Annotated in this window: 10 protein-coding genes and 5 tRNA genes; 11 read left to right on the top strand and 4 right to left on the bottom strand. The window is 61.3% G+C overall.

Annotation, left to right across the window (positions count from 1 at the left end; genetic code table 11):
* The first annotated feature begins 11 nt into the window (after positions 1–11).
* Complete coding sequence (locus tag HB675_RS05980) at positions 12–629, top strand: DUF4823 domain-containing protein (RefSeq protein WP_213876657.1); 618 nt, start codon at positions 12–14, stop codon at positions 627–629.
* A gap of 10 nt (positions 630–639) precedes the next feature.
* A complete protein-coding gene (locus HB675_RS05975; RefSeq protein WP_213876655.1) occupies positions 640–1,197 on the top strand; it encodes a DUF1285 domain-containing protein in 558 nt (185 codons plus the stop codon).
* Positions 1,198–1,253: 56 nt separating this feature from the next.
* Here the strand turns inward: HB675_RS05975 and HB675_RS05970 are convergent.
* Both HB675_RS05970 and HB675_RS05965 read right to left on the bottom strand, forming a co-directional pair.
* Positions 1,254–1,329: transfer RNA gene (locus HB675_RS05970), tRNA-Asn, on the bottom strand.
* Positions 1,330–1,395: 66 nt separating this feature from the next.
* The gene (locus HB675_RS05965) at positions 1,396–2,592 is read right to left on the bottom strand and encodes an amino acid aminotransferase (protein ID WP_213876653.1); all 1,197 of its coding nucleotides are present in this window, start codon (positions 2,590–2,592) and stop codon (positions 1,396–1,398) included.
* Positions 2,593–2,865: 273 nt separating this feature from the next.
* Here HB675_RS05965 and uvrB point away from each other — a divergent pair, with 273 nt between their 5' ends.
* From uvrB to HB675_RS05920, 9 genes are all read left to right on the top strand, one after another.
* A complete protein-coding gene (uvrB, locus tag HB675_RS05960) occupies positions 2,866–4,881 on the top strand; it encodes an excinuclease ABC subunit UvrB (protein ID WP_213876651.1) in 2,016 nt (671 codons plus the stop codon).
* A gap of 87 nt (positions 4,882–4,968) precedes the next feature.
* Positions 4,969–6,447, top strand: coding sequence for a glutamate--tRNA ligase (gltX, locus tag HB675_RS05955; protein ID WP_213876648.1), 1,479 nt, complete (start codon positions 4,969–4,971; stop codon positions 6,445–6,447).
* Positions 6,448–6,565: 118 nt separating this feature from the next.
* A tRNA-Ala gene (locus HB675_RS05950) sits at positions 6,566–6,641 on the top strand.
* A 70-nt stretch (positions 6,642–6,711) separates the two neighbouring features.
* Positions 6,712–6,787 (top strand) — tRNA-Glu (locus HB675_RS05945).
* Positions 6,788–6,840: 53 nt separating this feature from the next.
* Positions 6,841–6,916: transfer RNA gene (locus HB675_RS05940), tRNA-Ala, on the top strand.
* Between the two features lie 44 nt (positions 6,917–6,960).
* A tRNA-Glu gene (locus tag HB675_RS05935) sits at positions 6,961–7,036 on the top strand.
* 116 nt (positions 7,037–7,152) lie between these two features.
* Positions 7,153–7,581 carry a thioesterase family protein gene (locus HB675_RS05930; protein WP_213876646.1) on the top strand — a complete coding sequence of 143 codons (429 nt, stop codon included), beginning with the start codon at positions 7,153–7,155 and terminating at the stop codon, positions 7,579–7,581.
* Positions 7,582–7,620: 39 nt separating this feature from the next.
* Positions 7,621–8,580: a tRNA-dihydrouridine synthase gene (locus HB675_RS05925; protein ID WP_213876644.1), complete on the top strand. Its 960-nt coding sequence runs from the start codon at positions 7,621–7,623 to the stop codon at positions 8,578–8,580.
* Positions 8,581–8,705: 125 nt separating this feature from the next.
* The gene (locus HB675_RS05920; RefSeq protein ID WP_213876642.1) at positions 8,706–9,152 is read left to right on the top strand and encodes an Hsp20 family protein; all 447 of its coding nucleotides are present in this window, start codon (positions 8,706–8,708) and stop codon (positions 9,150–9,152) included.
* 51 nt (positions 9,153–9,203) lie between these two features.
* On the opposite strand, the gene HB675_RS05915 is transcribed toward HB675_RS05920, so the two are convergent.
* Positions 9,204–11,726, bottom strand: a complete 2,523-nt coding sequence (locus tag HB675_RS05915; protein WP_213876640.1) for an EAL domain-containing protein — start codon at positions 11,724–11,726, stop codon at positions 9,204–9,206.
* A gap of 42 nt (positions 11,727–11,768) precedes the next feature.
* Positions 11,769–12,653 carry a LysR family transcriptional regulator gene (locus HB675_RS05910; RefSeq protein WP_213876638.1) on the bottom strand — a complete coding sequence of 295 codons (885 nt, stop codon included), beginning with the start codon at positions 12,651–12,653 and terminating at the stop codon, positions 11,769–11,771.
* Between the last annotated feature and the right edge of the window lie 87 nt (positions 12,654–12,740).

The following is a 12,740-nucleotide window of genomic DNA, read 5'->3' as shown; positions in this document are numbered from 1 at the left end:
CTGGAGGAATGATGCGTAACCTGGTTTTGTGGCTGGCGCTGTTATCGCTGGGCGGTTGCATGAGTGTCAGCGACATGGGCTCTGTCGTGCATGATGAAATGAGCGACGCCGGCATCCTTGATCATGCCAATACCCAGCGCTCGACCAACTTCCGTCTGCAGCCGGATTCCTACATCTACATCGGTCAGGGCGCCTTCGGTCCGCCGGGCAACGCCTATCCGCGGCCCAATGTCGTGGCCGAAGAGGCGTTCAACAGCTTCGTCGAATATTTCCCCATGGTCCGCCGGGCCAGAGGTCCATTGGGGCTGGAGCAGGCGTTGGGCGAGGCGCGCTCCCAGGGCGCACATTATTTACTGTACTGCCGCTTCGCTCGCGCCGATGACCGCATCGGCAATACGGACGAATGGTCTGACCAGGAACACATTGACCGGTTGGGCGTCGACAGCGGCGTCATTCAGGTCATGCTGATCGAAACCAGCACCCGTTATCTCATCGACACCGCCACCATCCGCATGCGCGGCGGTCTCTTGACGATGCACGACCACAAACCTGCCGATTTGCTCGAACCCCCCCTCAGGCAATATGCTCGCCAGCTTCTCGGCTCGTCCGATCGGCCGGATTTCCAATAAGGGAGCACGCATGAGCGGCAAGGTAAACGATCTGCTGGGCCAGATCCCCGCCTCCAAAGGCCTGCCGCCCGTGCACCAGTGGAACCCGGACTTTTGCGGCAACATCGACATGCGCATTGCCCGGGATGGCACCTGGTACTACCTGGGCACGCCCATCGGCCGCAAGGCGATGGTCAAACTCTTTTCCACCATCATCCGCCGTGATGGCGACGATTATTTCCTGGTCACTCCGGTGGAAAAAGTCGGCATCAGCGTCGACGACGCTCCGTTTCTGGCGGTAACCATGGAGGTCGCAGGACAGGGCGACCAGCAGGTCCTGCGCATGACCACATTGACCGATGACGTCGTCGAAGTCGGCGATGAACACCCACTGCGCATCGAAATCGACCCGGTCACCCAGGAGCCTGCGCCGTACGTTCGGGTGCGCGGGAATCTGGAGGCGTTGGTGCATCGCAATGTGTTTTATCAGTTGGTGGAGTTGGGGGTGGAACTGGAGATCGAGGGGAGGGCGTGGATCGGGGTGTTCAGTTGTGGCCGGTGTTTTCCGATCGGGCCGGTCGGAGGCTGATCGCCGACGTGCATGCCCCAGAAACGAAAAACCCCTCTAGTGAGGGGTTTTCAATATGGCTCCGCGACCAGGACTCGAACCTGGGACCCAATGATTAACAGTCATTTGCTCTACCGACTGAGCTATCGCGGAATCTGCTGCGTATGTTACTGATAACTAACGATTAGTCAAGCCGTCAGAAACCATTATGCAGCTTGTTCAGAGCACCGCCACGATCGCCTTGATCACTGCATCGATGTTGCGCTGGTTCAACGCCGCGACGCAGATCCGCCCGGTGTCCAAGGCATAGATTCCGAACTCGTTGCGCAGACGACCTACCTGCACGACGTTGAGCCCCGAGTAGGAAAACATTCCGCGCTGACGGGCAACAAAGCTGAAATCGTGCTCCGGTGCCTGTGCGGCCAGGCCCTTGACCATCTGCTCGCGCATGCCGCGAATGCGTTCGCGCATCTCGCCCAGTTCCGTTTCCCATTGGGCGCGCAGGGTCGGGTTGTCCAGCACGGTGGCCACGATCATCGCGCCGTGGGTCGGCGGGTTGGAGTAGTTGGTGCGAATGGTGCGCTTGACCTGGGACAGCACGCGGGTGGCTTCTTCGCGGGACTGGGTGACGATGGACAGCGCGCCGACCCGTTCGCCGTACAGCGAGAAGGACTTGGAGAACGAGCTGGAGACGAAGAAACTCATGCCGGATTCGGCGAACAGCCGGACCGCAGCTGCGTCTTCGTGGATGCCGTCGCCGAAGCCCTGGTACGCCATGTCGAGAAAAGGCACCAGGCCTTTGGCCTTGACGGTTTCCAGCACATTGACCCAGTCAGCCGGGGTCAGGTCGACGCCGGTAGGATTGTGGCAGCAGGCGTGCAGCACGACGATGGAACCGGCGGGGAGGGCGTCGAGGTCTTCGAGCATGCCGGAACGGTTAACGTCGTGGCTGGTCGCATCATAGTAGCGGTAGTTGCGCACCTCGAAACCAGCGGTTTCGAACAGGGCGCGGTGGTTTTCCCAGCTCGGGTCGCTGATGGCGACAACCGCGTCAGGGTTGAGCTGCTTGAGGAAGTCGGCGCCGATCTTCAGTGCGCCCGTACCACCGACGGCCTGCGCAGTGATGACCTGGCCGTTGGCCAGCAGCGGCGAGTCGGCGCCGAACAACAGTTTTTGCACGGCCTGATCGTAGGCGACAATGCCGTCGATAGGCAGGTAGCCACGGGCGGCATGCTGGGCCACGCGTTGGGTCTCGGCTTCGACGACAGCACGCAACAGGGGGATTCGCCCCTCTTCGTTGCAATACACGCCCACGCCCAGATTGACCTTGGTGGTCCGGGTGTCAGTGTTGAATGCTTCGTTGAGGCCCAGGATCGGATCGCGGGGTGCCAATTGGACAGCGGAGAACAGGCTCATTTTCACCGTAGCTCTGAATGAAGGTGTGCATGGGGTACACCGCTCCATTCCAATGCACTGAGCGGTGCACAAACGGGGAGTCAGTATAAAGACAGTCCCGGTAAACGGCGACAGGTTGCACCTGGTTTCACCGGTTTTTTTACTCGAAACAGCGTAGTCGCAATTTTCGGGATTCGCCGGACATGTCTTGAAACATGGCCATCGACCCCTTATATGTATATCGATACAGTATTTGCACCTGCGTCGGTCTGCCGGCGCCCATGAGGTTACACCATGTCCGAGTTCCAGCTTGTCACGCGCTTCGAACCTGCGGGCGATCAGCCCGAGGCCATTCGCCAGATGGTCGAAGGCATCGAGGCAGGCCTGGCGCACCAGACGCTGCTTGGGGTGACTGGGTCTGGCAAGACCTTCAGCATCGCCAACGTCATTTCGCAAGTGCAACGTCCGACCCTGGTGCTGGCGCCAAACAAGACTCTGGCGGCGCAGTTGTACGGGGAATTCAAGGCGTTCTTTCCGAACAACGCCGTGGAGTATTTTGTCTCCTACTATGATTACTACCAGCCCGAAGCCTACGTGCCGTCATCGGACACCTTCATCGAGAAGGATGCCTCGATCAATGACCACATCGAGCAAATGCGCCTGTCGGCGACCAAGGCGCTGCTGGAGCGCAAGGACGCTATCATCGTCACCACGGTGTCGTGCATCTACGGTCTCGGCAGCCCGGAAACCTATCTGAAGATGGTGCTGCACGTGGATCGCGGCGACAAGCTTGATCAACGCGCCCTGTTGCGTCGCCTGGCAGACCTGCAATACACCCGCAACGAGATTGACTTCGCTCGCGCGACCTTCCGGGTCCGCGGTGACGTGATCGATGTGTTTCCTGCCGAATCGGACCTGGAAGCCATTCGCATCGAGCTGTTCGATGACGAGGTCGAGAATATCGCCGCGTTCGACCCGCTTACCGGTGAGGTGATCCGCAAGCTGCCGCGCTTCACCTTCTACCCCAAGAGCCACTACGTGACGCCACGGGAAACCCTGCTGGATGCCATCGAAGGGATCAAGGTGGAGCTGGCGGAGCGCCTGACCTACCTGCGCGACAACAACAAGCTGGTGGAAGCCCAACGACTGGAGCAGCGCACGCGCTTCGACCTGGAGATGATTCTCGAACTGGGTTACTGCAACGGCATCGAAAACTACTCGCGGTATCTGTCGGGTCGCCCCGCAGGGGCACCGCCGCCGACGCTGTACGATTACCTGCCGGCGGATGCCTTGCTGGTCATCGACGAGTCCCACGTCAGCGTTCCTCAAGTGGGGGCGATGTACAAAGGCGACCGCTCGCGCAAGGAAACACTGGTGGAGTACGGCTTCCGCCTGCCGTCGGCGTTGGACAACCGGCCGATGCGCTTTGACGAGTGGGAATCGGTGAGCCCGCAGACCATTTTCGTCTCGGCAACGCCGGGCAACTACGAGGCCGAACATGCCGGTCGCATCATCGAAATGGTCGTGCGTCCCACTGGCCTGGTAGACCCTCAGGTGGAAATTCGTCCGGCGCTGACCCAAGTGGACGATCTGCTGTCGGAAATCAAGAAGAACGTTGCCATCGACGAGCGGGTGCTGGTCACCACGCTGACCAAGCGCATGGCCGAGGATCTGACCGACTACCTGGCCGACCACGACGTGCGGGTGCGCTACCTGCACTCGGACATTGACACCGTGGAGCGGGTGGAAATCATCCGCGACCTGCGTCTGGGGGCGTTCGATGTGCTGGTGGGGATCAACCTGCTGCGCGAAGGCCTGGACATGCCGGAAGTGTCGCTGGTGGCCATTCTCGACGCCGACAAGGAAGGCTTCCTGCGTTCCGAACGCTCGATGATCCAGACCATCGGTCGCGCCGCGCGCAACCTCAACGGGCGGGCGATTCTGTATGCCGACCGCATGACCGGCTCGATGGAGCGGGCCATCAGTGAAACCGAGCGCCGTCGCGACAAACAGATCGCCTTCAACCTGGAGCATGGCATCACCCCCAAAGGGGTGATCAAGGATGTCGCCGACATCATGGAAGGCGCCACCGTGCCCGGGTCGCGCAGCAAGAAGCGCAAGGGCATGGCCAAGGCCGCGGAGGAAAGCGCCAAGTACGAGGCCGAGCTGCGTTCGCCCAGCGAGATCAACAAGCGCATTCGCCAGTTGGAAGAGAAAATGTACCAGCTGGCCCGCGACCTGGAGTTCGAGGCTGCTGCGCAGATGCGCGACGAGATCGGCAAGCTGCGCGAGCGGTTGTTGAAGGTGTGATGGTCACGCAGTCAATGCGCAGTTTCTGTCCGAGCACCGCCCCTGTTACCATCGCCGTTTGCCTTTACACCAGCTCGAGACCCAGCAATGACCACCGTTCGTACTCGCATCGCGCCATCGCCCACGGGTGACCCTCATGTCGGCACGGCGTACATCGCCCTGTTCAACTACTGCTTCGCCAAACAGCATGGCGGCGAGTTCATTCTGCGCATCGAGGACACCGATCAACTGCGCTCGACCCGCGAGTCTGAGCAACAGATTTTCGACGCCCTGCGCTGGCTGGGTATCGAGTGGAGCGAAGGCCCGGACGTTGGCGGCCCCCATGGTCCGTATCGGCAGAGCGAGCGGGGCGAGATTTATCGCAAATACGCCCAGCAACTGGTTGACCTCGGCCACGCCTTCCCATGCTTCTGCACCGCTGAAGAGCTGGACCAGATGCGCGCCGAGCAGACCGCCCGTGGCGAGACGCCGCGTTATGACGGCCGCGCGCTGCTGCTGTCGCCTGAGGAGGTGCAGCGTCGACTCGCGGCCGGTGAGCCCCATGTGATCCGCATGAAGGTCCCGGCCGACGGCATCTGCGTGGTGCCGGACCTGCTGCGCGGCGACGTCGAGATCCCTTGGGACCGCATGGACATGCAAGTACTCATGAAGACCGACGGCCTGCCCACCTACTTCCTGGCCAACGTGGTGGACGACCACCTCATGGGCATCACTCACGTGCTGCGTGGCGAGGAATGGCTGCCGTCGGCGCCCAAACTGATGAAGCTCTACGAGTACTTCGGCTGGGAGCTGCCCAAGCTGTGCTACATGCCGCTGCTGCGCAACCCCGACAAGAGCAAACTGTCCAAGCGCAAGAACCCCACTTCGGTGACCTTCTACGAGCGCATGGGTTTCATGCCCGAGGCAATGCTCAACTACCTGGGCCGCATGGGCTGGTCGATGCCGGACGAGCGCGAGAAGTTCTCCCTGGCAGAAATGGTCGAGCACTTCGATTTGTCGCGCATTTCCCTGGGCGGCCCGATCTTCGATATCGAGAAGCTGTCCTGGCTCAACGGCCAATGGCTGCGTGAGTTGCCGGTCGAGGAGTTCGCGACCCGGGTACAGAAGTGGGCATTCAATCCCGAGTACCTGATGAAGATTGCACCGCACGTGCAGGGCCGGGTCGAAACCTTCAGTCAGATCGCACCGCTGGGCGGCTTTTTCTTCGCGGGTGGCGTACAGCCGGACGTGGCGTTGTTCGAACACAAGAAGCTCTCCGCCGATCAGGTTCGTCAGGTGATGCAGCTGATTCTGTGGAAGCTCGAAGCCCTGCGCAGCTGGGAGAAGGACAACATCACCGGCTGCATCCAGGTCGTGGTCGAGTCCCTGAGCCTCAAGCTGCGTGACGCCATGCCGCTGATGTTCGCCGCCATTACCGGTCACGCCAGCTCGGTGTCGGTGCTCGACGCCATGGAAATCCTCGGGCCGGACCTGACCCGGTTCCGCTTGCGCCAGGCCCTGGATCTGCTGGGTGGGGTGTCGAAGAAAGAGAACAAGGAGTGGGAAAAGTTGCTCCAGCAAATTTGAGGCCGCCGCTAAGCTGCTGTTCTAGCGACGAAAAAAATTAAAAAAAATAGAAAATAAGTTTGACAGGGCGGGGAGGCAGTCTTAATATGCGCCCCGTCCACACAGCAACACACTGTTTGGGGCTATAGCTCAGCTGGGAGAGCGCTTGCATGGCATGCAAGAGGTCAACGGTTCGATCCCGTTTAGCTCCACCAATTTCCAGGCTTGAAGTCGTGGTTTGACTTCAGCCAGATCAGATCCAGACTGATCAATGGTAGAAGGTATGTCCCCTTCGTCTAGTGGCCTAGGACACCGCCCTTTCACGGCGGTAACAGGGGTTCGAGTCCCCTAGGGGACGCCAGTCGTACAGAAACAGAGAGTGAAGTCTCTGTTCCGCCGCAGGGCGATAAATTCGGGGCTATAGCTCAGCTGGGAGAGCGCTTGCATGGCATGCAAGAGGTCAACGGTTCGATCCCGTTTAGCTCCACCAATTTGCCACGGTTCGCTTCAGGCGGGCCGGCTCGAAGGTTATGCGTCCCCTTCGTCTAGTGGCCTAGGACACCGCCCTTTCACGGCGGTAACAGGGGTTCGAGTCCCCTAGGGGACGCCACTTTTACCCGCTCTGCGGGATTTCAAGGCTCATTCGCTTAGTTGAATGAGCCTTTTGTTTTTTCTGGCTCCTGTAAACTGGCCGCCGTCTTTCGTTGACACAAGGAGCGAGCTGCCATGAACTGGGACCGCACAACACCCTTCATCATCGACCTGCAGGTCGGCCCCGACGACATTGATGGCCTGGGTCATGCCAACAACGCTGTCTACGTTTCCTGGCTGGAGCGCTGCGCCTGGCGCCACTCGCAGCGCCTGGGGCTGGACCTGGTGGAATACCGTCGGCTGGATCGTGCCATGGCGGTGGTCCGTCACGAAATCGACTACCTGGCGGCCGCCTACGAGGCGGATGAGCTGCAACTGGGCACCTGGATTGTCGACTGGGACCAGCGCCTGAAGATGACCCGGCAGTTCCAGCTGATTCGTCCGGCCGACGGCACCACGCTGCTGCGTGCGCAAACCACGTTTGTCTGCATCGAGTTATCCACCGGCCGGCCCAAGCGCATGCCGGTGGAGTTCGTCGATGGATACGGGCAAGCCATTGGCTGAGTGCTACAATCACGCCCTTTTTTGACCGAGAATCACCCCATGCAAATTGCCCTCGCCCCCATGGAAGGCCTGGTCGACGACATCCTGCGAGACGTGCTGACCCGTGTCAGCGGGATCGACTGGTGCGTCACCGAGTTCATCCGGGTCACCGAGCGGTTGTTGCCGGCCAGCTACTTTCACGGCTTTGCCCCGGAGTTGCGCCACGGTGCGCGCACGGCGGCGGGGGTGCCCTTGCGCGTCCAGCTGCTCGGTTCCGACCCTGGTTGTCTGGCCGAGAACGCCGCGTTCGCCTGCACCTTGGGCGCACCGGTGATCGACTTGAACTTCGGGTGCCCGGCCAAGACCGTGAACAAATCCCGGGGCGGGGCGGTATTGCTCAAGGAACCGGATTTGCTGCATCGGATTCTCGAGCAGGTGCGCAGGGCCGTGCCTGCGCATATTCCGGTTACCGCCAAGATGCGTCTGGGGTTCGACAGCCCCGACGTCGCCCTCGACTGCGGCCGCGCCCTGGCCGATGGTGGCGCGTCGCAGATCGTCGTGCATGCCCGCACCAAGGTCGAAGGCTATAAGCCGCCGGCTCATTGGGAATGGGTGGCGCGGGTGCAGGAAGTGGTCAAGGTGCCGGTGTTCGCCAACGGCGAGATCTGGACGGTCGAGGACTGGCGCCGTTGCCGTGAAATCAGCGGCGCCGAAGACATCATGCTCGGCCGTGGGCTGGTCTCGCGCCCGGACCTGGCCCGGCAGATCGCTGCCGCCCGTGCCGGCACCGAGGTGGCGCCGATGACCTGGGCCGAGTTGATGCCGATGATCCAGGATTTCTGGCGTCAGGCCGAGGCTCAGCTCACCCCGCGCCAGGCGCCCGGCCGACTCAAGCAGTGGGTATCGATGTTGACCCGCAACTACCCCGAGGCGATGGAGCTGTTCACCCTGCTACGACGCGAGCAGGACTGTGTGAGGGTCGGTGAGTTGCTTGGCATGCATGAGTTGGCTGTCGCCTGACCGCCTTTGAAAAAAATTTGCTTGAGCTTGCTTGAAAATTTTTCGACGGTCCCTATCTCTTTTGTACGCGATGCCGAAGTCGGGTCGCGGAGACAAACCCTTGCTGAATTTTCAGGAGTTACACCATGACCAGTGCATTTTCCCTCGCTCCCCTGTTTCGCAGTTCCGTGGGCTTCGACCGTTTCAATGACCTGTTCGAACTGGCTGCCCGTAACGAATCCGCCAGCACCTACCCACCCTACAACGTGGAAAAGCATGGCGATGACCAGTACCGCATCGTGGTGGCCGCGGCTGGCTTCCAGGAGTCTGACCTGGAGTTGCACGTCGAGAAGGGCGTACTCACCGTGACCGGTGGCAAGCGCGATGCCAAGGCCGAAGGCGTGACCTTCCTGCATCAGGGCATTGCCCAGCGCGCGTTCAAGTTGTCGTTCCGCCTGGCCGACCACATCGAGGTCAAGGCCGCCGGATTGAGCAACGGCCTGCTGAACATCGACCTGCTGCGCCTGGTGCCCGAAGAGGCCAAGGCCAAGCGCATTCCGATCGATGGCGAGCACAAACCCGTATTGCAATAAGCGAGCATTAGAAAAAGGGCGCCTGGGTGGCGCCCTTTTTTGTGGTCGGGCCTACCGATCCTCCAGCAACATTTGCCGAAACAATGCCAACGGCATCGGCCGGCTGTGCAGATACCCCTGATACAGATGGCAGCCCAGGCGCTGCAGAAAGTCCAGCTGCTGGGACTGCTCCACCCCCTCGGCGATCACCGTCAGATCCAGGCTGCGGGCCATGGCGACGATTGCGCGGATGATTTCAGCGTCGTTGGGGTCGTGGGTGGCGTCGCGCACGAATGACTGGTCGATCTTCAGCGCATCCACCGGCAGGCGCTTGAGGTAAGTCAGGGACGAATAGCCAGTGCCAAAGTCATCCATGGCAAAGCTCACGCCCACCCGCTGCAAGGCGCGCATCTTGCCGACGGTATCTTCCACGTTCTGGATCACGATCCCTTCAGTGATTTCCAGTTTGAGCATGCGGTTTGGCAGGTTGGCCTGGCTCAGACTGCGCTGCACCCGCTCGACAAAGTCGGCCTGGCGGAACTGTCGCGGGCTGATGTTCACGCACAGGCTGAAACCGTTGTCGGCAATCAGACCATCGCGCAGCAAGTGGGCGAAGGCGGCGCAGGCTTCGTCGAGAACCCAGCTGCCCACTTCGAGAATCATCCCGCTTTCTTCCAGCACCTGAATGAACTGCGCGGGAGACTGCTGGCCCAGAACCGGATGTTGCCAGCGCAACAGCGCTTCGGCGCCGACGATGCGGTCTTCCCGGGCATCCACTTGAGGCTGGTAATGCAGGCTCATCTCCCCCCGCGCCAGGGCCAGGCGCAGGTCGTTTTCCATCTGCAGGCGTTCGCTGGCGGCCTTTTGCATCGTGTGGTGGTAAAGCTGGGTGGCATTGCGCCCGGCATCTTTGGCTCGATAAAGGGCAATATCGGCCCGTTTGAGCAGGTCGGCCGGGTTGTTGCCGTGGTCGGGAATCAGCGCCACACCGATGCTGGGGGTGACTTGCAGGCGATGACCATCCAGGGACATGGGCTCGGCCAGCAGATCACGCAGGTTATCGGCCACTTCCTGCACTTGCTCGGCGACTTCGGTGCGCGAGCCCGTGAGCCCGGTCAGCAAGACCACGAACTCATCACCACCCAGGCGCGCCACAGTGTCTTCCAGGCGCACGCTGGCTTCCAGCCGCGCGGTGACGATCTTGAGCACGGCATCACCCACCGGGTGGCCGAGGGAGTCATTGATGTGCTTGAAATGATCCAGGTCCAGAAACAGCAGGGCGCCGCGCAGGTCGCTGCGTTTGAGCAGGGCGATCTGCTGGCTGACGCGTTCCATCAGCATCGCCCGGTTGGGCAGGTTGGTCAGGGGGTCGTGGTAGGCCAGGTGGCGGATCTGCGCCTGGGCGTTTTTCAGTTGGCTGATGTCTCGCGCAGTGATCAGCAGGCAAGGCGCTTCGTTGAGGGTGATGGGTTCGACCGACAGTTCCATGGTCAGGATCTCGCCACGTTTGTTGCGGCCAAGCATCTCGCGCAGGGTCACGCGGCCATGGTCCAGCAGGTCTTGCAACAGCTGGTTGCGCTGGCCGACATCGGGCCAGATGTCGATGTCGCTGACCGTGCGCCCGAGCACCTCGCTGGCTTGATAGCCGGTCAGGCGGCAGAAACCCTCGTTGACCTCCAGGTAACGGCCGCTCTCGCGCTCGGTGATGACAATGGCGTCGGGGCTGAAATGGAAGGCCTTGGCGAATTTCTCCTCGCTGGCCTTGAGCGCAGCTTCGGCGCGCTGCTGCTGGGAGGTGTCGGTAAAAGTACTGAGCAGGTAGGCACAGCCCTGCATTTCAATGTTCTGCGTGCATAGCAGGCCCAGAACCACTTCGCCAAAGGCCGTGCGCACCGAGAGTTCGGTGGTGTAGGGCTCAGGGCTGTCCTGGATGGCCTTGAGGATCCGCCGGCGCTGGTCGTCATCCAGCCACAGATCCAGCTCGGTGGACGTGCGATTGATGATCTGCGCGGCGGGCCAGCCGAACAGCGTTTCGAAGGCCTTGTTCACCTCGATGATCATGCCATCGCTGCGCCGGGTCAGCACCACCACGTTGGGGCTCAGGTGAAACAGCTTGGCAAAGCGTTGCTCGGACTGCAGCAAAGCCAGCTCCCGCTCTCGCTGACGGCTGACCTCGCGGACCACGCCGAGCATCTGCGGGCGGCCGTCGGTGTCGGTGTGCAGGCTGCCGTTGATTTCCAGCCAATGCAGGCTGCCGTCCGGCCAGCGCACCCGATGACGCATGGCCTGGGCTTCCGGCTCGCCGCGCAGCACCGCTTGAAAAGCGCAGATAGTTCGCTGGCGGTCTTCTTCAGGCAAAAGGTCGAGGTAATCCAGGTCCTGGGGCAGCGGCAGGTCCGGGTCGAAACCGAACAAGGCCTGGGTGCGTCGCGACCAGCTGATAGTGCCTTCGTCGATGCGCCAGCGCCACGCCCCCAGATGAGCGGCATTGAGGGCGGCCAGCAACTGCGGGGCATTGCCCCAGGCTTGTTCGGATTCGTGCGGGTCGGCGGCCTGGATCCGTGGCAACCGAGGTCGGGTGGCGGTATGGGGCATGGGACCAGACCTGTGCTGAGTGGCTTCCCTGCAGCTCTGCTTCTAGACCACCTGGCCGCCGTTCTGGGCGTCCAGCAAGGCCATGAATGCCCGTGCTGCGTTCGACAGCGTCCTTTCGGTGTGCAGGATATAGCCTAGCTGGCGGCTTAGCTGTATGCCCGGCAATGCGACCCGTGCAACCTGCTCATCGAGCATAGTACGTGGCAGCACACTCCACGCCAGGCCGATGGAGACCATCATCTTGATGGTCTCCAGGTAGTTGGTGCTCATGGCGATGTTAGGGGTCAGGCCTTGGGCCTCGAACAGGCGCTGGACGATGTGGTGGGTGAAGGTATTGCCGCCCGGAAACACGGCGGGGTGGCCCGCGATGTCCTTCAGGTTGACGGCCGGGTTCTGCGCCAGCTCGTGTTCTGGAGCCACCACAAAGTCCAGCGGATCGTCCCAGACGCCCACGGCGCGCACCAAGGCGTGGGGTTCCGGGGCCAGGGTGATCACCGCCAGTTCGGCGCGGCCGTGGAGTATTTCTTCGTAGGCCACTTCCGAATCGAGAAACTGGATGTCCAATGCCACGGCAGGGTATTGCCGGGTGAAGGCGCGCAGCAGGGGCGGCAGGCGGTGCAGGCCGATGTGGTGGCTGGTGGCCAGAGTCAGACGACCGGTCACTTCTCCCGACAGGTTGGTCAGCGCGCGACGGGTGTCGTCCAGCACATTGAGGATCTGATAGGCCCGAGGCAGCAGTGCGCGTCCCGCTTCGGTCAGGTTGACCTCGCGGCCGAGGCGGTCGAACAGGCGCACATTGAGTTGTTGTTCCAGGCCGGCAATGCGCTTGCTCACAGCCGGCTGGGTCAGGTGCAGGCGCTCACCTGCATTGGAAAAACTGCCGGTCTCGGCAATGGCAATGAAGGCGTTGAGGTTGGCAAGGTCCATCTGTAGTCCTAAAAGTTATCCAAAGCATAAAAAAGATGAATTTGAGTTATCCAATTTAAGCTTTTACTATCACCCCTACAAGCCAAG

Origin of the sequence: Pseudomonas sp. dw_358 (assembly GCF_018449655.1) — a bacterium.
Taxonomy (GTDB): domain Bacteria; phylum Pseudomonadota; class Gammaproteobacteria; order Pseudomonadales; family Pseudomonadaceae; genus Aquipseudomonas.
Note: the sequence above shows the minus strand (reverse complement) of the source record. Positions and strands in the feature narration are given on the sequence as shown.

What these genes read in the sequence shown, in the direction of transcription:
- HB675_RS05910 (WP_213876638.1), bottom strand. Translation starts at nt 12,653, where the DNA reads ATGGACCTTGCCAACCTCAACGCCTTCATTGCCATTGCCGAGACCGGC.
- gltX (WP_213876648.1), top strand. Translation starts at nt 4,969, where the DNA reads ATGACCACCGTTCGTACTCGCATCGCGCCATCGCCCACGGGTGACCCT.
- HB675_RS05915 (WP_213876640.1), bottom strand. Translation starts at nt 11,726, where the DNA reads ATGCCCCATACCGCCACCCGACCTCGGTTGCCACGGATCCAGGCCGCC.
- HB675_RS05925 (WP_213876644.1), top strand. Translation starts at nt 7,621, where the DNA reads ATGCAAATTGCCCTCGCCCCCATGGAAGGCCTGGTCGACGACATCCTG.
- HB675_RS05980 (WP_213876657.1), top strand. Translation starts at nt 12, where the DNA reads ATGCGTAACCTGGTTTTGTGGCTGGCGCTGTTATCGCTGGGCGGTTGC.
- HB675_RS05965 (WP_213876653.1), bottom strand. Translation starts at nt 2,592, where the DNA reads ATGAGCCTGTTCTCCGCTGTCCAATTGGCACCCCGCGATCCGATCCTG.
- uvrB (WP_213876651.1), top strand. Translation starts at nt 2,866, where the DNA reads ATGTCCGAGTTCCAGCTTGTCACGCGCTTCGAACCTGCGGGCGATCAG.
- HB675_RS05930 (WP_213876646.1), top strand. Translation starts at nt 7,153, where the DNA reads ATGAACTGGGACCGCACAACACCCTTCATCATCGACCTGCAGGTCGGC.
- HB675_RS05975 (WP_213876655.1), top strand. Translation starts at nt 640, where the DNA reads ATGAGCGGCAAGGTAAACGATCTGCTGGGCCAGATCCCCGCCTCCAAA.
- HB675_RS05920 (WP_213876642.1), top strand. Translation starts at nt 8,706, where the DNA reads ATGACCAGTGCATTTTCCCTCGCTCCCCTGTTTCGCAGTTCCGTGGGC.